Genomic DNA, 19,929 nt, shown 5'->3' with positions numbered 1-19,929 from the left:
ATTCGTTGGACTGCAGCCTCTCTTGTGGCTGCATCACTTGGACTTGCTTTGGGAGGGTGTGGCTCAAAAGATAAAACAACTTCCTCATCCGTAAAAGCTTCTAGCTCGAAAGTTGAGAAAAAGCCAAAAGCTAGCTTGAATAAAAAAGCTACAGCTTCTTCTTCTCAAGCAAAAGTAGGAACTGAATCTTCAAGTCAGGCAAGTAACCCACCAGCTTCAACTGAACCGAACAAGGCAGAAAATACATCTTCAACTGATCAAGCAGCTGTTCCTGCAGATCTTGTTGGCACATGGATAGGATCTAGCCCTCAGGCGGATAGCATCAAAATGACTATTGAAGCCAATGGAGATATTACAACTGTCGTTAGCTTTAAAAATGATAGTGAACCAACACGCACAGCTACCTATACTGCAAGAGCTATTCAAGCATCTGGTAATGTCTATTACTGGGAGTCAGAAGGTCTTAATGGCGCAGATGCACTACTTCCTGGTATTACTGGATTAGGAGTGGCAAATTTCCGCTTCAAACCAGGATTTATCCTTGAGGAAGGTCATTATACTCCGATAGCCTTTACAACAGATATCAATACAGAGTTTAACTATAGCAATTACAGAGATTTCCACTTCTCATTGACCAAAGAGCAATAAGGCCAGGAAATTCACTACTAAAAAAGAATGTTGACCCCTCAACATTCTTTTTTATGTTTTAATCACTTTCACAAATTAATTGGGTTCAACCCTTACTTCTTGGTCAAGGCCCAACTCTTGGCCACAAGCTCAAAAAGATGATCATCCTCTACTCGTTCATCCAAGGGAATGCTGATCCAGTACTTCTTGTTCATATGGTAGGCCGGATAGAAAGGAGCCTCTTCTAAGAGTTGGCTGACCTGGTCCAGTTTAAGATTTAAGACCTCAATCTTCCCTTCTTGTTTCACATCAAGCTTGGACCAGTCAATCTTCATAAGAACGCCAAACCATTTGAGATCCTTTTGATGACGAAAGACGCCCGAGTCCGGTGAGCGGTCCCATAGATATTCGAGGGGACGATCATACTGCTGACTGATCCAATCCACCAAGCGCTTGGTCTGTGGATACATAAAATCTTTGACAGCAAAACAAGACTTTCTTATATCTTCTAAGGCCTGCTGACAGGCTTCTCTGACTTGCCCCACATATTGACCCACCATCTGGTCCATATGGAGCTGCATATAGTCGTCACCTGTTTCTTGATCCACTAACCAAAAATCCACTTCCTTACCTTGGACAGTCACATAGAGCTTGAAGTCTCCATCGAGGATTAGTTGCTCATAGTGATAGTCCTCTCCCTGCTCTGAAAACCCATAAGCCAGGGCTTTTTCTTTATCTATACTATATTTCTCAAAATAATCCGGTAAAAACACTGGTCTACTCCTTCTTCTCCAGTATACCAAAAAGAAGCAAAAAATGAGTTGAGAATGGTCCTCAACTCATATAGATTTAAAAGACAACTCGGGTCCCATGGACCTGATCCACTCCTGGAACGTCAAGGAAAAGCTGACGATTCTCCAAGGAGACACCGCCACCTGCCAAGATTTCTACCTGGCCATCCACTAACTTAGCATACTCTTCGTAGCGCGCTAAACGTTGTTCTAAGTCTGTTTCTGGACTGCCAGCTCGCGTTAATAGCCGGGTCACGCCCACTTCCTTCATCCACTCGATCGTCGACGCTTGATCTTCTAGAGGAATCTGATCAAATGCCATATGCATGGTTAATTCAAATCCTTGGCTAGCTTGGATGAAACGAAGCATAGCGTCTTTATCCAGCTGATTGTCAGCAGTCAAGACACCTACCGCCAAGCCATCAACACCCAGGTCACGGGCAACTTTCCAATCTTCTAACATAATGTCTAGCTCTTGATCAGAGTATACAAAATCTCCACCTCGTGGACGAATCATGACGATAACCTTGGCCTGATACTCTTTAGCAAGCCTCACAGCCTCTTTGATCACAGCATAGCTAGGAGTCGTACCTCCTACCGCTAAGTTATCACATAGTTCTACTCGTCGCGCTTCTGCTTGAAAAGCTTTTTCTAAAAGAGTTATGTTTTCTGCACAAAATTCATATAGTGGCATTTTAAATCTCCCTGTTTCTGAAATCGTTTTCTCGTTCTACCTTACTCTTTTTTCTGGGCTTTGTCAAACAGAAAAACCATCGGCCTCGTCAGAAACCAATGGTTGATGCTTAATAGGAAATTGGAACGATGATTTGTAGAACCATGTTCCCTTTTTCGACCTTCGCAGAATGGATTTGATAGCCACTTGTCGGCAAGGTCAATTGGATTTGATTGCCTGTCATGGTAGCTCCGGTTCCCTCTTGGTTAACTTTTTCAGCAATTTTCGAAGCAACCAAGGCACGTGGAATTGGGAGATGGCCAAGACGGGCCCGTTCTAGGTTTAAGGTCAATTGTTGATCCGTCACACTCACTGTATAGTCCATGCTCACCATGGTTTCTACTGGTCCTAGTTCAATCGGCACCTGAACATTGATATAGTCTCCATTCATAGCAACTGCTGTATTGAGGAGTGTTTCATCCGAAACCTCTCCAAGCATTCCTTTGATGACTTGGCGCAATTGAGGAGAGTTCAGCTGAAGCTCTGTTTGGAGGCCAGATGCTGTTACGTCTGCTGTAGAAAGACCTTCTTGAGCCAGATCTACCAGCGAAGTATTCACTGTTACATTTTTAAATTGTTCTTGAGTCGAAACTTTTGCCGGTATCAAGAAAATTGCTAAGACAATCACTAGGAGGAAGGTCAGTCCGATGAGTCGTTTGATCCATTTCCACATATGGTCACCTCTTTTCGTTTTGATGGATGGAAGAGAGTTCATCTCTATCACTTTTGATCAATTCTTTTTCAAAATATGACTTCTATTCTACCCTAATTTTTCAAAAAAAGCGAACGAGAGGAATAAGGTGCACATAAGAAAAGAGGCTGGACAAGGTCACAACCTCTGGTTTTATCTTAATGGAATTGCATCCCACCATCCACGATGATGGTTTGTCCTGTGATGTAGTTTGAATCAGGACCTGCAAGGAAGCTAACCGCTGCTGCTACATCTTCAGGTTCTGACAAACGTTTGAGGGTTATATCTTTAGCAAAAGTTTGCATACCCCATTCGTCATCTTTACCAGCGTTCTTACCAACTTCATGAGCGATGTCAAACATCATTGGAGTCTTAACGATACCAGGTGCATACGCATTGACAGTGATGCCTGAATCTGCCAAGTCACGTGCCAATGTTTGCGTAATTCCACGAACAGCGAATTTAGTACCACCATAGACAGTCAAGTTAGGGTTACCAACGACACCAGCCTGTGAGGTGGCATTGATGATTTTTCCTCCATGGCCAAGCGCTTTGAATTGGGCTTGAGCAGCTTGAGCACCCCAAATCACACCACCAACGTTGATGGCAAAAGTGCGCTCAAATTGTTCTTCTGTAATCGTATCAAGTGGTGTAGTTGGTGCAACACCAGCGTTGTTAACGACGACGTTTAAGTCTCCGAAATGATCCACAACTTTTTGGAAAGCTGCAGCCACTTCTGCTTGTTTGGAGACATCCGCAACGACCGCAAAAGCATTTTCAGCTGACAATTCAGCCACTGCTTTTTCCGCTGTTTCAGCGTTGTAATCCAATACTCCGACCTTGAAGCCATCTTGTACCAATCGTTTCGCAATCGCAAAACCGATTCCTTGACCTGCACCTGTGACAATAGCTACTTTAGACATATGATTCCTCCTTGGTATCCCTGATACCAGCAAATGTTCATAGAAGAACAGCAAAGGTTGACAGTCAGTTTTGAGAGAATCTATCATAAGTTCCTTCCAAAACTATGCTAACAGTATACTCCTTTGTGAAATAAGTGTCAAACTCTGGCCTCTTATTATCTAAAATAATTTACAATCTATGTTATCTTTATTTAGTAATAGGTTAACTGATCTAAATAATTTTGAAAGAGCTTTCTTATCTTAACAAAAACACTCATATTGCCTATTGTTTTGGGGATTATTTCATGCTACACTAATCCTAAGAGAATCAAACAATAAGGAGATCAAACAATGAAAGAATTCATGGATAAATTGAATAACCTACCTAAGCCGATTCAATACATTATTGCCATCATTATTTTCTTTATCGCGTTTTACATTTCTTATAGCTTGTTTTAAGCTATCGCTATAAAAGAACTTTTTAGCTAATGCAGTATATAAAAAGAACCTCCAGATGAAGGTTCTTTCTTTTTTTATAACATTTTAAAGACTGCTACTGCTAGTACTGCTCCAATGATTGGCCCTACTACTGGGATCCAAGCGTAACCCCAGTCGCCATCTCCTTTGTTAGGAATAGGAAGGAGGCTGTGCATGATACGAGGTCCTAGGTCACGAGCTGGGTTGAGAGCGTAGCCTGTAGTTCCACCGAGAGACAAACCAATCCCTACAATCAAGGTACCAACGGCAAAAGTACCGAGTCCTGCTTGAAGGTCATAAAGACCAAGTGCAAAGATAGTCAGAAGCAAGACAAAGGTTCCAAGGATTTCACTGATTAGATTGGAAGTAGTGTCTTTGATAGCTGGACCTGTACTGAAGGTTGCAAGGATATTTCCAGGATTTTCTTCTGCTAGGTAATGCGGTTTGAACTGTAACCAGACAAGGACTTGCCCAACCATGGCTCCAGAGAATTGAGCGATGATATAAGGAATCACAGATGCCCAAGCTAGTCCACCATTAAGAGCAACCCCAATTGTCACCGCTGGATTCAAATGTGCCGGACTTAACTTGCCAGAGATAAAGGCTGCCACTGCAACTGCAATCCCCCAACCAAGGGTAATGACGATCCAACCTGAGTTGTGGCTTTTTGTTTTTGGAAGAACCACTCCTGCTACAACCCCATTTCCCAAAAGAATCAGGATTAAGGTCCCTAAAAATTCACCAAATAATTCTTTCATATGATTTATTTCTCCATTATAAAGAGGGGCCGGTCAGATATTCTCCTTTCCAACCCCTTTTTGTTTTTCTTAATTTTTTAATGCTGCCAAGTCATTGTTTTCCAAAGCGACTTGCAAGTCTTGGCGGAAGCCAACTTTTTCTTCTTCTGACCATTCATAGAAGCGTCCCATTTCATCCAAAACAGGTTCGATTATCGCATCTAAGCTATCGCGCATGAAGAGCATGTGGTTCGTCCGACGAAGAAGGAAGTCAACTGGGCTAAGTGCCAATTCATTGCGCATTGCATAGTGAAGTGATAAGGTATCTGCTAGGCTCAATCCAGGTGCTTGTTCCACGCTATGAGCAAGGGCGAAGACCTTAGGTGCATTGGAACCGTATAGGTTAGCTAGGTAGTGAGCTTCTTTACTGTCCAAGCCACGAGACACGCCAAGTTGAGCAAAGGCTTCGATTTCAGAATCCACGTTCGTTGGGTTAATTTCTCCACCTGATACTGGATAGGTCTTAGAGTTGATTAATTTGAACTGGCGGTCGAACTCTACCTTTAAAATGTTCAAGACACGCTCCATAGCTCCTTCGGCCATCTTGCGGTAGTCTGTAATCTTCCCACCAGCAAGGGTCAAAAGACCATTGTCATCGCGATCGAGGCTTGATCCACGAGAGACAGCAGATGGATCCAAGTGTTTTTCAGAAGTGCTTCCTTCCAAGTGGCTGATTGCTGATTCAACATCTTCACGCGATTTTTCTTTAGAAAGATACCCTTCAACTGTTGCAATCAAAGTATTAAAGCTCTCATCACTGATAGTGCCGTTGTTTCCACCATTGTAGTCAGAAGCACTGTTTCCTGAGATCAACGGACGAAGACCAGCCCAGCTACTTTCGATATCATCGATGGTGATGTGAGCTTCTGGGAAGCGGTTATTCACGATTCCTAACAAGTAGTCGACATCTTCTTGAGTTACTGTTGGATGCTCTAAGTCACCAGTGTAGTCCGTGTCAGTCGTTCCGAAGTAAGTTTTGTTTTCACGTGGCAAGACGAAGACCATCCGACCGTCTCCAAGACCAGTATCGAAGTAGACTGGTTGAGAAACCTTAATCTTGCTAGAATCTACGACCAAGTGAACACCCTTGGTTGGACGCATTTGTGAATGCTGCTCTCCATCGTTTGAGAGGTTACGCACCTTATCGCTCCAAGGTCCAGTTGTATTAATCACCAAACGAGCCTTGATTTCAAAGACTTCATCAGTCAAGAGATCACGCGCCACTACACCTGAAATCTTACCAGATTCATCAAAGAGGAATCCTTCTGCTTTTACGTGATTGGCAATGAGAGCCCCATCTTGGTTGGCACGTTTGATATTTTCAATCACCAAACGAGCATCGTTATTACGGAAGTCTAGATATACCCCACCACCGACAAGACCTTCTTGTTTCAACTCAGGCTCACGAGCCAAAACTTCTTCCTTGGTCAAAACCTTGTTGGCAGCTGGTGTATTGCTGACACCTGCCAAGAGATCATAGAGGTCCATGGCTACCTTGAGACGGAAGAGGCTAAAAGTTGCCCCATCTTCATCATAGACTGGTAAGAGCATTGGATCTGGTTTTGGAATATGAGGAGCAATTTGTTGAACTACTGCACGTTCTGATACCGTATCTGATACCACTTCTACGTCAAATTGTTTGAGGTAACGAAGTCCACCGTGGACCAATTTTGTTGAACGGCTAGATGTCCCTTCCGCAAAGTCCTGCATCTCAATCAAACCAGTTTCAAGACCACTTGCCGCTGCCTGCAAGGCTACCCCAGCACCTGTGATCCCACCCCCGATAATCAAAAGATCCAGGGTGCGTTCTTGCATTTTCTTAATCGATAATTCACGAGTTTTCTTTGAAAATTCCATAATTCTTCACTTTCTATCCTACTGAAGTCTTGTCTAGTCTTCAATTTCTGCAAAGAGTTGGGTAGCTTTAACAGCTTTCTTCCATCCCTTGTAGAGTTGTTCTTTACGAGATTCGTTCATAGAAGGCTCAAATAGTTCACCAGTTGCATTGAGTTCTTTCAATTCATCTAGGTCTTTCCAGTAGCCGACTGAAAGCCCAGCAAGGAAGGCAGCACCCAAAGCTGTAGTTTCCAAGTTTTTGGCACGAGCGATATCAATACCGAGAATATCCGCTTGGAACTGCATCAAGAAGTTATTCATAGCTGCTCCACCGTCTACTTTAAGGACTTGAATAGCCGTCTTGGCATCAACCTGCATAGTATCAATAATATCCCGTACTTGGTAAGCGATGGATTGAAGAGTCGCCTTGATAAAGTCTTCTTTGGTTGTTCCACGGGTCAAGCCAAAGACAGAACCACGAGCATTTTGATTCCAGTATGGTGCTCCTAGACCTGTGAAGGCCGGTACCACATAGACTTCATCGTTGTTGTGAGAATCACGCGCATATTGTTCAGATTCAGGTGAGTTTTCCACCATTCGAAGACCATCACGAAGCCATTGAATGGCACTACCCGCGATAAAGATGGAACCTTCCAAAGCGTAGTAGACTTTACCATTGATTCCATATCCAATGGTAGTTAACAAGTTATTTTCAGATAACTGCATCTCTTCACCTGTATTCATGATGATGAAAGATCCAGTACCGTAAGTATTTTTGACCATACCTGGTTCGAAGGCCAACTGTCCAAAGAGGGCCGCTTGTTGGTCACCCGCCATACCAGAGATAGGCACTTCTCCACCGTAGAAATGGAAAGGAGCTGTTTTTCCATAGATTTCAGAGTTGGAACGCACTTCTGGAAGCATAGCCTTAGGAATATTGAGGATTTTCAAAATCTCATCATCCCATTTTAGGTCTTTAATATTGTAGAGCATGGTACGAGCAGCATTTGAATAGTCTGTTACGTGAGAAGCTCCGTCTGTCAACTTCCAAACCAACCAAGTATCGATGGTTCCAAAGAGCAATTCTCCTTTTTCAGCCCGTTCTTGTGCTCCTTCTACATGATCCAAGATCCAGCGAATCTTAGTTGCTGAGAAGTAGGCATCAATGACCAAACCTGTTTTTTGGTGGAATTTTTCGACATACCCTTGGCTCTTAAGCTGTTCAGCTAAAGGAGCTGTTTGGCGAGACTGCCAGACAATGGCGTTGTAGATTGGAAGGCCGGTATTCTTATCCCAAACAACAGTTGTTTCGCGTTGGTTGGTAATTCCGATAGCTTCGATTTGTCCAGGCTTGATGCCACTTTCGATAAAGGCACCAGCGATAACAGACTGAACAGAATTCCAGATTTCATTTGGATTGTGTTCAACCCAACCAGCTTGAGGGAAAATTTGCGTGAACTCTTTTTGGCTAGAGCTTACTTTTTCTCCTTTTTTATTGAAAATGATGGCTCTTGAACTTGTTGTTCCTTGGTCAATGGCCATAATGTATTTTTCTTGTGACATGAACTGTCCTCCTGGGAAAAAGAAATATTCTTTAGGAGACGTACTCCTTACATTGTCTAGTATACAAAATAAACCGCTTTCATGTTCATCAATTTTTTTAAGAATTTTAAAAAAGTTGAGTAGATGGATTCAGAACCCTTGTTTCATAAGGATTTTTTAGACTTACAAATAATGAAATTTTTAGAAAAATCTAATAAAAAAGCTAGGCAGAACAATTCGTTTAGAATCTGTTCTGCCTAACCTCAAATTTTTAATTACTACTAATTCAGCTCAATAATATCGTAAAAGTCTCATCAAGCATTGAATATCTTTATTAACCTTCTTCTTGGTAGATCATCTGGCGAATATTGGCTAGATCAATCATATCTAAATCATATTTTAAATAATAGACAGGAATCCGCTGGGTAAGGTTAATCGGATTGTTGGTCACGATCAAATCGTAATCTGAAGCTGGATCAAAGGCTTCAATGGTAATAAAACGATTATACTCTAAGTAGCGCTTGAGGACTTCTGTCATCCGTGTATAGCCTAAATAGCCCACTGTTAAGTCTAAGCCGATCTTAATTTGTCTCCCACTATTTTCTGCGATATAATCCATTAACTGGAGCCACTCCCACTTGATTTTTTTATCCAGAGCTGTTCCTTGGCAAAAGATCGGAAGTTTGCTGAAGATAGTATCTGCTACTTCTCTATAATCATGACTACTAAAGACATAAGGATTGTGGCTTTCAAGTTGGTACTTATACTTGTCTTGAAGAAGGTAGCCTGTAAAAAGATAAACCTGCCCACAAATTTGGCTCAATTCATAGGTCACTGGACCCTCTATATACTCTCCTAAAAGCTTCTGCGTTTTCATCTCTTGAATGAGCTGCGTAGTCAAAGCCCCAATCTCTCCCCCAAAGCCTAAGATGTACTCCATAGTATGAAGCGGGAGGATCCGATGGGTAACAAGGAAAGCAAAGTGGACCAACATCTCTCCATCATCATGACTAAGGGCAATGTGTCTCCCAGAAAAGAGCTGGTCTACTCGACGAAACAAGCGTTGGTAAAAAATGTTGTCTGTATAGCCCTTCATCTTCTGTTCAATTTCTCGGAACTGACAGGCATTGACCTTTAGTCGTTGCTGGGTAATGTGAGACCAGAGAACAAAATCCAAGCGTTGGCCTTGAGACAACTGGGCACCACACACCTCCTCTAAGGTTGCAATTTCAGTTTGTCTTTCTTTCCTGTTCAGTTCTTGTTTCCAGTCTGCACTAGCCCAAACTTTTCGTAACAAGCCAAAATAAAAATAACGAATTTTATGTTCAGGTCCTTTCAAGCGCCCATTTTGAATTGAAAATGAAAACTCAGTTAATAATTTATTCAAGCCCGAAATATGACGCCCTAATGTCGCTTCACTAATCAAGAGCTCCTGAGCTAATTGTTGAGCTTGAAATTGGCCATGATAAAGTAAATAGATCAATAGTTGGTACTTGATAGCATTGTCCAAAAAAGCCCGCCGAATGTCCCGCCCCTTGGTATCCGAACCTACAAGAAGGCGAAGATTTTCATCTTCTACCTCAATGAAAAGGGCCAGCTGATTCTTTTGGGCCTTGTCATTAATCAGTGCAAGATATTTGTTCAAGGTTGCTTTGGAAAATTCCGTCTCAGCCATCACTTCTGACAGACTACTTGGGGAATGCTGTTGCAGATGTGACAAGATTAAAAACTGTCCACCCTCACTTTTTTCCATTAAATCAGCTAAATGCATTTTCAGAAAACCCTTCCATTATTCTATCTTTAGAGTACCATAATTTGCCCAAAAGAAAAAACAATCTGTTTCTATCCTCATTATAATAAACAAAAAGAGCCCTAAGGCTCTTTTAACTAGTAGTTCAAATGCTTATCAAGATCTGCTCTGATCTAAGCGATTTAAGAATTCCATGGTTGGGCTGTCCTGGTAAAGTTCTTTGAGAGGGATCTTATAATAGGCAGAAATTTCGTCCGAAGTCACACCGTAACGAATCAGGAGATTATAAATACGATTTAAATCATGACGTAATTCCTCCGTGATGAGGACATTATCTCTTGTTTCTTTTGTTTTCCAAGAATAAGATGGCAGAACTTCTTTGGTTTCTATTAAGATAGTTTGTAATAAGGTTCCCCCATGACTATTCTTCTGAGAGATATCTGCCCCAAGTTCCAACATTTTCTCGAAAACCTTGAAAGACTGGTCCGCCTTTTCCTTAGACGAATGCATTTCATATTGGCCTTTCCAACGTTTGATCATGCGCCTGCAGTCAAATACAGCTCTTCCACCGGCTGTTTGGATGACCGGTTGACAAAATGGATTCAGCTCTGTCGGCTCTTCAATAAAGTTAAGATCTGCCCCTCTATCAATGAGTAAGTCTGCAATATCTAGATGTCCCGATTTGATAGCGACTTGAAGAAGGGATTGCCCTTGATCTCTTTTGGGTTTGTCACCCGAAACAGCATTGACTTCTTCTGGATTTTTATCCAATATCTGACGGACGGCCTCTAGATCTCCTCTTCGCAACAACTGAAAAGTTTTTTGCATGGTCTTTCCCCCTTGAATGATTGATAAGGATCAGACTGTGTTAATACGATGATCCTATCTCTAAGTTCTTCGTTAAACTAATTATATCATTTTACAGACTCCTCTATGAAGTACTATATGATGGAATACGTTATTAGCTAAAAAGTTTTATTTTATCATCTGATAAAAAAGAAAACCTCCCACCGAAATTAGATGAGAGGTACAACTCTATTTCTCTGATTTTCGAATAGCCACTAGCCAAGAGGATACTAGAATTTCGAAAATAACTAGAAGGATAATCTGAGGAAGAGAGCTCTGTACCAGCATGAGGACAGCTAGACTATCAATCAGCATATGGGCAAGGATACAAGGAACAGCTCCTTTCGAGTACTCCTTGAGCGCTCCAAATAGGAAAGTATTCCCTAAAATCATCAGGTAAAAGATGAGGTAGTTGGACGAACCTGCTGTAATCCAAGGGAGTTGATAGATAGGAATATGCCAGAGGAACCAGACAATGGAAAGAAGCATCATTTTAGGTATAAAGTGCTTACTAAAGGAAAGATGATCTTGTAAAAACCAACGCCAACCGACTTCTTCTAGACCGCCATATAATAAGGTCCAAGGGAAGTATAGGAAGAAGGCCAAGAGGGAGTTCCCAGTAAAGCGAACGTTCATAAGCAGGATGGAGATCCCATAATAGATGACGGGGATGAAGAAAGCTAGGATCCAAGATAGGGAACTTTCTTTTTGAAGAAAGACCTTTTTGAAAAATTCACCCAAGGAGTTGACTTCACTCAACACCAGAGAAAAGACAGCCGCCACAATCATGGGAATCAAGTTCATTAGGATAAACAGTAGTGAGGCACCCATACTACTTCCATCCGGGAAAAACCAAAGGATAACTTGCCCCACTATAAAAGTAGCAAGGAGGGCAGTCAGTGCATACCAGATAGCGACTGATTGTTTTGAAATAAATTTGCTCATTTTTCCTCCTTTACAGTTATATACTTCTTTCTTGCAATCATAATTGCTAAACAAATAATAAGAATTTTACTGACTAGAGATAGCCATACCTCTTCATTCACTATCATCTGAGACAAGGAATTGATACAGGCATGAGTCATGACACAGAGCCATAAATTTTTCGTTTTATGATACAAGGCCGATAAGATAAAGCAATTAGTTAGCAGACCTACTAGAAACGGAAGCAACTGAATGACAGCTAAAGAACCATCAATGTAAAAGTAAAAAAGATGCCAGCTAGACCAGGCTAAAAAGGTGATAAAAGTAGCTGAAAGATAAGGTATTCTTTCCTCCAAAGTTGGTTGAAAGAAATAACGCCAGCCAATTTCTTCAATCCCACCAAAAAGAAGGGCCTTGAAAAAGAGCACCACTGGCAAGACCAACGATTGAGTGGTAATCTTACCACCTAAGATAAAGGGGAAAAAGTCGAGTAGCAAGAAAACAAGCACCAAACAATAATTTGCTAAACTGTCTTTGACTTGAAAAAAATCTTTGAGAAGTTGTTTAAAACTAGATTGATGGTAACTAATGCTTGCAATACTGCCCCACAAAGCTGATGACAAACCACCTACAATAACAGCAATGCTCCCCATTGGTGATGTAAAATCAACCTTGACTCCTCCTACTCTTAAAAACCAAACCAGAAGGCTGACTCCTAATACTTGACCAAAGGTTCCTAACAAATACATAGATAGGGCTTGCTTTCTACTCATTCGTGATTCCTTTTCTATTCTTTCATCTAGTTCATGACTCTATTAGATTTGGAGCATCCTACTAATCCGCATCGACCCAAAGATGGTATTGTTCACAATGGAGACATCGAAAGAGATAGCCACACATAGAACCATCCTTGACTAAGTATTCAGCCACATCCTGAAATTCATCACGCTCCTCATATTCTTCCAAAACTCGCTCTGCAATGCCCATCTCTTCCAGTTCACGAGTGCCAACTGTCCCCATATAGGCACAGTAGTCTTGGCAACAGGAGAGCCAATATTCGCCCTGCCAGCTACTATAACCTGGAGTTTGACAGAAGAGGATTTGGTCTTTTTCCTTATTCATGACCCCTTGCCAATCAGCATCTTGGATAAACTCTGCTTCAAACTTTTGGGCAGCACGACCAGTAGAAATACAAGTTGGACAGAGATGTCTTAGCTCTTCTACACAATAAGGTCTCAAAGCATAATAGACGGTGTGGTCTTCCCCACACGAAGGGCAGGTCTTAGGCTCCCCTTCCTTAAAGGAACCCGTCGCTAGTGGATCCGGATGATAGCGGAAGGTTGGCAATTCACTGACTTTCTCCTTATGAGGCTTTTTTTCTTTTTCGGTCAAGGGACGAGAGAGAGCAAAGCGATCTCCATGACTTAGACTCATCTTTTCTAAGGTGAAAAGTTTCTTTACTTGCTTGCGATCAGACTTGTCTACTAACTCTGAGAAGAGAGCATAGGCACTGGCATACAAGCCCAACTCCTGATACACATCCACCAAGACCTGCTTAGCTTCTGGAGTTTCCTGTACGGTCAGCCAATCTGCAAATTCATAGAGAGCCAGCACGCTGGATGAATCCTTATCTTGCGCTTGGAACTGCTTTTTTAAGTAGATATATTCTTTCATAGAATCGTTCATAGAATTGCTCACTTTCGTTTTTACAGAGAATCAAATCCTAGTTTTGTTTCCTTCAGGTGATTGTATTCTAGCGTTGAAAATGTACTTTAAACCCATACTTACCAGCATTTTGCTTGAGTTTTTCAACCAACAGTTCATTCCGCTTGCTTTTACCGAAAAAGAAGGGAATGGTCTTTCCATTTCTGAGTTCGATATAGAAAGCATAGCGACTCCCACCACCAGCGCGACCACGGAGCAATAAGTAGGTTATCTGCTTCATCTCTTTCAATGGGATCATACGACGGCAGAAACACAAAGGCACATGAATGTAGAAGATGCCATGGTTAATATGGAAGGGCGCAAAGAAGGGACCACCACTACGTCGGCTAGCCAACCAGCGACGAACGAATAACGTAATGCTGAAGAAGCCAATAAAACCAACACTTAACAATACTGGTCCTGATCCCAAATTTGCCATTCCATTTCTCCCTCCATAAATTCTAAATACACAGTAAAATTGTTGACTTGGCCTTAATCAGTATGCTTTTTAGTCTTGGTTAATAAGATGATGATACCCACTAAGAGAAGAATTCCAAATCCGAAAGCAACTAGTTCTAAATCTTTTAATCCTTCAATAAAGGGTAGGACATACATACTTGATTCTACTAATAGAAAACCGATAAGAATAAGGGCTAGAGCAAAGAAGCTCCGTTTTTTATTCATCTTTAGCTCCTTTCCTTAGCTGGAATTCCATCAAACTTAACTAGCTTGAAATTCTATTTGGTTTCAACCCATTTTTCATTGTCCATGATAAAGGGCTTAGCCAGACCTTCACCCGTGTAATCTTGGTATTTGGTCTCCAAGTATTTGTAGACATCTTCTTTGGTTGCAAACTTAATGGCTTGGTAGGGCTCTTCAAAGGTTAGCTTTTCGACAAAGAGATAGCCGTCCTTAGCAGGCACCAAGACACCGACGTGCCCGACAAAAAGCGTGTTGCCATCTAGGTTATCATGAACGATGACAGAAAGCATGCGCGCATTTTCATTGAACTTGAAATTGGCAAAATACTCTTCCATCTTCTTGGCATGGACCTTGACATCTGTTGTCGCCTCAGTCGGAACCCGTGAATAGAGAATGTTAAAGGCTTCCTTGTCTGCCTCATCGAAGACCTTGCCTTTGTCAATAGCATCATTATCCACGAACAAGAGTTCACTATCCGCTTTCATCTTAGGAATCTCGATACGATTCTTTAGCAAGGTATAGCTATTGATCCGGCAGTTGGTCCCGACGAAATCGCCCTTCTGCTTGGTCCACAAGTCACTAATTTTTTCTACATTGTAGTCTGTTTTCTTGAACTTGCTGAAGTTACCCGTCAAACCGACCGAGCCGACAATGCTATCATAGTCCGTTACTAGACCCAGAAACTTGTCTACACTTTCCTGATCCAAATAAGCAGACAAGAGAGCCCGCACTTCTTCGACGCTTTCCTTGCTATTAAGGTTGCTGTAAGTTCCCTTGTAGTGCTCCTTGTCTGAAATGGACTGCTGAACAGTAGAGCTCTCCTGCTTTTCCTTGGATTGCTTTTGATTGGTCCCACAAGCCGCTAAAGCAAAGATCGCCAAAGCACAGCTAGTAAGGAGCATGAATTTTTTAAATGGTTTCATAAACTGGTTCCTTTTCTATATACTAAGATGTTTTGTAACATTGAATCGTGTTTTGTAACATCATTCATTTCTTCTTCCTATCGAATCTCCTTATCCTATATTATAGTTTAAAACTGACTTAGCTCCAACTATTTTTCACGAATTAAGGAAACTTTATAAGTAGCAAAAAAGAGCTGGCAGACTATCCAGCTCTTCAATATGTTACAAAAATCAAAATTAAAATTATTGTTTAATTCGACCAATCTATTTTGGCATGTTCTATTGCGTACTCGGCTTCCTCTTGAGTAAATTTTTTGTTTTCAACAAGTACTTCTAACATCTTTTCTTTCGAAATCTTGGTACCGTTTGCATAAGATTCCGCTTCTTTCATAGCGTCCTCCTTCCAATCGAAATTAACATGTTCTACAGCATAATCAGCCTCTTCTTGAGTAAATAGTTCAACATTTATAAGTTGCTCAACTAATTTTTCTTTTGAATAATGAAACTCTTGATAATATTTTGCTCTTAAAAGTGCTTGCTCTTTCCAGTCAATATTAAGCTTATTGATAGCGTACTGGGTAGCATCCTCTGAATATCTTCCAAACCTTGTTAAATCTTGTTCAATTTTCTGTTTCGATAAATGAGATTTTTCTGACAAAAAGAGAGCTTTTACATATGCATCTGTATATTCATTTGATTTTTTATAATCATAATACTTCGTACTAGAACTTGAAGTAGAGTATTTTTCATAATCATAATACTTGGTACTAGAACTTGAAGTAGAGTATTTTTCAACTGGATAAGTTACTCTTGATCCTGAACGTGAACTTTTCCATTCATTATAACTTCTTTGATAACTATATACCATAATAGCTATCCATCCTACGAACAATCCAAACATCGCAAAAATAAATATCAAAAATTTTTTCATAATGAATACCTTTACTTGTTTTTCTTCAATGGAATCTTTCATCCGTCTGGAACTGCTTTCATTAGTATTATATCATGAAATATTCTTCTTTTTTATTTACTAGTGTAAAAGACTTTATACTAGTAAATAAAAAAGCGACTGCAATATTTCAACCGCAATCACTCGTTCAATTGTGAGATAAAAATAATAAAGGATTATTTAATCTTGTGTTTGTTCATCTTTTCTTCAAAGACTTCCGTCATAATGACTCGCAATTCTTCCCGTTCTTTTTCAGGAAGGTCTCCTTGGCGCTTGGCCACAGCATAGAGTTCAGGATAACGCATAGCCACACGTTCGATCGTCTTTGTTGTCGCATGCCCTCTGACAAAGAAAGGGATACGCTTAATCCATTCTTGCGGTACAAGAGCAAGCAACTTCTTGGCTGCTTCTTTATCCGAAATCTCAGCAGTGCTCAAACCTTGGTTGATTTGTTCTTGTTCTTTTTCTGTAAAATCTTTTAATTCCATAGCAAACTCCTCATTTGTTTATCTAAGGCCACATTATACACCTATGTAGAGGAAAGTACAACTAAAGGAGCCGAAAAATAGAGGAAAGGCAAGTCATCCCTCACTCTATCTCTTAGTCGTTAAATCTTATGAAGTATATTAATTTCTGATTTACTTTAGAACACCTTCCTTTTGTTTTAAGTGAGAATCACTGTTCAACTAGCGATTATAGATAATAATCGTGTTTTAATCATCATCATGCCACTTTTTATTAATTTTCTATCCTAGTTATTTTAGATTCATTAGACTCTTTTAGGTTCTTCAGATCAACACTAGAACTATTGTTTAATTCGACCAATCAATTTTAGCATGCTCTATTGCGTACTCGGCTTCCTCTTGAGTAAACTTTTTGTTTTCAACAAGTATTTCTAACATCTTTTCTTTCGTAATCTTGCCACCTCTTACATAAGATTCCGCTTCTTTCACAGCATTCTCCTTCCAATCGAAATTTACTTGTTCTACAGCATAATCAGCCTCTTCTTGAGTAAATAGTTCAACATTTATCAGTTGCTCAGCTAACTTTTCTTTTGAATAACGATACTTTTGAAGTGATTTTGCTGCTAAAACAGCCTGCTCTTTCCAGTCTATATTAAGCTTATATACAGCGTACTGGTTAGCGCCTTCAGAATAATTATAAATCTTTATTTTATCTTTGATAGCCTGCATCGAAATAGGAGAATCCGCTGACAGATTTTTAGCTGTTTCATATGCCCTTTTAAATTCTTTTTCTACTAAAGTTGGAGAAAAAAGTTTTTTAACAAGCAAATTAAATAATAATTCGAAATTATCATTATATTTATCAATTGGATTAGAGTATTTTTCTACAGGATAAGTTTCTTTTGTCCATGAATAACTCGAATGATTATGAGCATTCTCATAAGCTCTATAATAACTACTTAACATAAGAGCTATCACTCCTACCATGGATACTAAAATTGCAAAAATAAATATCAAAAATTTTTTCATCATGAATACCTTTAGTTTTTTTGCCTAATTAATTTGGTTATTTGTTCTTATCGACAACCAAAAATTTCATCCTAGTCACCTTTTAGTTGGACTTGCGTATGGGCTAGCAAGTCTCCTAGATGCCTCTTATCTTTCCGAAACATCGTCATTGCCAGTAGCAAAACTGCGAGTAGAGTAGCCGAAATAGAAAGGATAATGGATAACATATCAAAATCACTATAGAAGCCATGAATCGTGCCCATATGACCGAGTTGCCAAGGTAAAAATTTGATGACATTTCTAATCAAGCTTGCCTGCACTGTTTTTTTCTGGTAGACCAGTTCAAGTCCCGCTTTTGCCTTCCCAAAACTGCCATTTTTTGCATAATCCAAAAAGGTGAAAAGGAGCGTGATTGGCAAAACAGAGGTGAAAAATACAAGCCACTGTGACTGAATTTCTGTAAACTCTGGGACGCCATTAAAAAAAATAATGTAAATAAGCATCGAACCTAAAAACAGAAGTACTAAATAAGCTAGAATGAAAAGATAATCAAACAGAAATTCTGTCATTCTTTTTTTAAACGAAATAGGATTGATTGCTAATATCTTCATCACTGTCTCCCCCTTTCTCATCTCCTATTATAATATAAGGGTGCGAATAAAGATACTATTTATAAAAAGAAGCCCGCAATCTCTCTATTCCAGGCTTCTTTCTTACTAATCTTCTCTATAAATAACAAATCCATTTGGTTGGATGGTTAATTGTTCACCAGAGATGTTCCCATGGCTGATCAGATCAGCTTGTCCTCTTTCTATGACAAAGGCTTTCTTGGAGTGGTTAAAGTAGGCTTTGAGCATGTTACCTTCATGCTGCCATTCTACTGCCACCACATCCGGCTCCACTTCTTCTAGACTCACTTTACCATGTTGGATTATTCCTGCCACTTCTTTTCGGAGCTGGATCAAGTCCTTCATAAAATTCAGCATGTCATTGTCTTCTGACACGCGCTCCCATGGCATGACACGCCGGCAATCCGGGTCTGGTCCGCCGATGAGGGCTAGCTCCGTCCCATAATAGATACATGGCGTTCCGCGTTGCAGATAGAGGAAGGCGAGGGCAGACTTGACGGACTGGAGATCCCCTTTGGCTGTTGTCAGGATGCGCTCTGTATCATGGGAGTCCAAGAGGTTGAACATGACCTCAGAGATCTGTTGCCTGTAGTACATAGACTGGCTATTGATCTCCCAAATGAAGCGTTGCGTCTCCTTATGCCCACGCAGGAAATAATCCTTGATACTCTCAGAGAGAGGATAGTTCATCACCGCATGGAACTCATCACCATTAAGCCAAGGTTGAGACGAATGCCAGATTTCCCCGAGGATATAGAGGTCTGGCTTCTTGGCCAAGACCGCCTTACGGAAATCTCGCCAGAATTGATGGTCGATCTCATTGGCCACATCCAGGCGCCAAGCATCGATATCAAACTCTTCAATCCAGTATGTCGCAACCTTCAAGAGATAGGCCTTAACCTCTGGATTAGCTGTATTGAGTTTAGGCATATAGCCCGCAAAGGCAAATGCATGGTAGGTTAAGTCACGATTGTTCCAGAGATTATCCGTCTCAACTGGGAACTCTTTGATGTGAAACCAGTCCTTGTAAACTGAATCTTCTCCGTTTTTGAGCACATCCTGCCATTGGGGTGAATCATAGCCGATATGGTTGAAGACGGCATCCAGCATAATCTTCATCCCACGCGCATGGGCCTCTTTCACCAGCTGGCGGAAGGTCTCTTTATCACCAAAATGTTGATCGATTTTAAAGTAATCGATGGTATCGTATTTGTGGTTGCTCGGCGATTCAAAAATCGGACAAAGGTAGAGCCCTGTAATCCCTAACTCCTGCAAGTAGTCCAAGTGATCGATGATCCCCTGCAAATCTCCACCAAAGAAATCCAAGATTTGAGGGGAAATAGACGCATCCCAAGGGCGGACGCCTTCTGGGGAAATGGCTTGATTCCCATTGGCAAAGCGCTCAGGAAAAATCTGATACCAAACTGTCTGAGCTACCCAATCCGGTACGGCGCAACCATCAATCTCATGGATAAAAGGAAGCTTAAAGCCATTCATGACGAAGTCCAGATTCTCCTTGGTGTAGGCTGCCACACCCCGGTCTCCGTACAAGATCTTCTTTCCCGCTGTGTCCTCTAATTCAAAGAGATACTGGATCCGAGCATGGCCAACAAATACCGACACTTGCCAATAATCAAAGAGGTCGTCGGTCGTCA

At 40.9% G+C, this 19,929-nt stretch carries 21 protein-coding genes; 1 reads left to right on the top strand and 20 read right to left on the bottom strand.

What is annotated here, in order from left to right:
- Positions 1-648, top strand: coding sequence for a hypothetical protein (locus ACLOR3_RS03445; RefSeq protein WP_412037001.1), 648 nt, complete (start codon positions 1-3; stop codon positions 646-648).
- A gap of 92 nt (positions 649-740) precedes the next feature.
- Here the strand turns inward: ACLOR3_RS03445 and ACLOR3_RS03440 are convergent, their stop codons facing one another.
- The 20 genes from ACLOR3_RS03440 to ACLOR3_RS03345 all read right to left on the bottom strand — a co-directional run.
- Entirely contained in the window at positions 741-1,400 is a 660-nt protein-coding gene (locus ACLOR3_RS03440) for an MmcQ/YjbR family DNA-binding protein (RefSeq protein ID WP_048691082.1), read from the bottom strand.
- Between the two features lie 76 nt (positions 1,401-1,476).
- Positions 1,477-2,112 (bottom strand): copper homeostasis protein CutC, encoded by a 636-nt coding sequence (locus ACLOR3_RS03435; RefSeq protein WP_125329352.1) that lies wholly within the window; start codon positions 2,110-2,112, stop codon positions 1,477-1,479.
- A gap of 109 nt (positions 2,113-2,221) precedes the next feature.
- Positions 2,222-2,824 (bottom strand): hypothetical protein, encoded by a 603-nt coding sequence (locus tag ACLOR3_RS03430; protein ID WP_411400396.1) that lies wholly within the window; start codon positions 2,822-2,824, stop codon positions 2,222-2,224.
- A 176-nt stretch (positions 2,825-3,000) separates the two neighbouring features.
- Positions 3,001-3,765 carry a (S)-acetoin forming diacetyl reductase gene (locus ACLOR3_RS03425; RefSeq protein WP_009730834.1) on the bottom strand — a complete coding sequence of 255 codons (765 nt, stop codon included), beginning with the start codon at positions 3,763-3,765 and terminating at the stop codon, positions 3,001-3,003.
- Positions 3,766-4,277: 512 nt separating this feature from the next.
- The gene (locus tag ACLOR3_RS03420; RefSeq protein WP_411400397.1) at positions 4,278-4,979 is read right to left on the bottom strand and encodes an MIP/aquaporin family protein; all 702 of its coding nucleotides are present in this window, start codon (positions 4,977-4,979) and stop codon (positions 4,278-4,280) included.
- A gap of 69 nt (positions 4,980-5,048) precedes the next feature.
- Positions 5,049-6,875 carry a type 1 glycerol-3-phosphate oxidase gene (glpO, locus tag ACLOR3_RS03415; RefSeq protein ID WP_411400398.1) on the bottom strand — a complete coding sequence of 609 codons (1,827 nt, stop codon included), beginning with the start codon at positions 6,873-6,875 and terminating at the stop codon, positions 5,049-5,051.
- 33 nt (positions 6,876-6,908) lie between these two features.
- A complete protein-coding gene (gene glpK / locus ACLOR3_RS03410) occupies positions 6,909-8,417 on the bottom strand; it encodes a glycerol kinase GlpK (protein WP_195323855.1) in 1,509 nt (502 codons plus the stop codon).
- Positions 8,418-8,730: 313 nt separating this feature from the next.
- Positions 8,731-10,167, bottom strand: coding sequence for a helix-turn-helix domain-containing protein (locus ACLOR3_RS03405; RefSeq protein WP_411400399.1), 1,437 nt, complete (start codon positions 10,165-10,167; stop codon positions 8,731-8,733).
- A gap of 135 nt (positions 10,168-10,302) precedes the next feature.
- Positions 10,303-10,974 carry an ankyrin repeat domain-containing protein gene (locus ACLOR3_RS03400; protein WP_195327081.1) on the bottom strand — a complete coding sequence of 224 codons (672 nt, stop codon included), beginning with the start codon at positions 10,972-10,974 and terminating at the stop codon, positions 10,303-10,305.
- Between the two features lie 207 nt (positions 10,975-11,181).
- Complete coding sequence (locus ACLOR3_RS03395; protein WP_195323852.1) at positions 11,182-11,937, bottom strand: CPBP family intramembrane glutamic endopeptidase; 756 nt, start codon at positions 11,935-11,937, stop codon at positions 11,182-11,184.
- Entirely contained in the window at positions 11,934-12,689 is a 756-nt protein-coding gene (locus ACLOR3_RS03390; RefSeq protein WP_195323851.1) for a CPBP family intramembrane glutamic endopeptidase, read from the bottom strand. Before ACLOR3_RS03390 ends, ACLOR3_RS03395 begins: the two co-directional genes overlap by 4 nt.
- Before the next feature lie 61 nt (positions 12,690-12,750).
- Positions 12,751-13,602, bottom strand: coding sequence for a CbrC family protein (locus ACLOR3_RS03385; protein WP_195213807.1), 852 nt, complete (start codon positions 13,600-13,602; stop codon positions 12,751-12,753).
- A gap of 67 nt (positions 13,603-13,669) precedes the next feature.
- Positions 13,670-14,059: a hypothetical protein gene (locus ACLOR3_RS03380; protein ID WP_195213806.1), complete on the bottom strand. Its 390-nt coding sequence runs from the start codon at positions 14,057-14,059 to the stop codon at positions 13,670-13,672.
- Between the two features lie 53 nt (positions 14,060-14,112).
- Positions 14,113-14,304: a hypothetical protein gene (locus tag ACLOR3_RS03375; protein WP_195213805.1), complete on the bottom strand. Its 192-nt coding sequence runs from the start codon at positions 14,302-14,304 to the stop codon at positions 14,113-14,115.
- 53 nt (positions 14,305-14,357) lie between these two features.
- Positions 14,358-15,245 carry a DUF4300 family protein gene (locus tag ACLOR3_RS03370; protein WP_195213804.1) on the bottom strand — a complete coding sequence of 296 codons (888 nt, stop codon included), beginning with the start codon at positions 15,243-15,245 and terminating at the stop codon, positions 14,358-14,360.
- A gap of 229 nt (positions 15,246-15,474) precedes the next feature.
- Positions 15,475-16,197, bottom strand: a complete 723-nt coding sequence (locus ACLOR3_RS03365; protein WP_229046111.1) for an Ltp family lipoprotein — start codon at positions 16,195-16,197, stop codon at positions 15,475-15,477.
- A gap of 152 nt (positions 16,198-16,349) precedes the next feature.
- On the bottom strand, positions 16,350-16,661 hold the full coding sequence (locus tag ACLOR3_RS03360) for a hypothetical protein (protein ID WP_006597213.1): 312 nt from the start codon (positions 16,659-16,661) through the stop codon (positions 16,350-16,352).
- 324 nt (positions 16,662-16,985) lie between these two features.
- A complete protein-coding gene (locus ACLOR3_RS03355; protein WP_229046109.1) occupies positions 16,986-17,603 on the bottom strand; it encodes an Ltp family lipoprotein in 618 nt (205 codons plus the stop codon).
- A gap of 134 nt (positions 17,604-17,737) precedes the next feature.
- Entirely contained in the window at positions 17,738-18,277 is a 540-nt protein-coding gene (locus tag ACLOR3_RS03350; protein ID WP_195323849.1) for an RDD family protein, read from the bottom strand.
- Positions 18,278-18,361: 84 nt separating this feature from the next.
- Positions 18,362-19,929 (bottom strand): alpha amylase N-terminal ig-like domain-containing protein (locus ACLOR3_RS03345; RefSeq protein WP_412037000.1); only part of this gene is annotated, 1,568 nt, incomplete at its 5' end.

Source organism: Streptococcus intestinihominis (genome assembly GCF_046824975.1).
GTDB lineage: Bacteria > Bacillota > Bacilli > Lactobacillales > Streptococcaceae > Streptococcus.
Note: the sequence above shows the minus strand (reverse complement) of the source record. Positions and strands in the feature narration are given on the sequence as shown.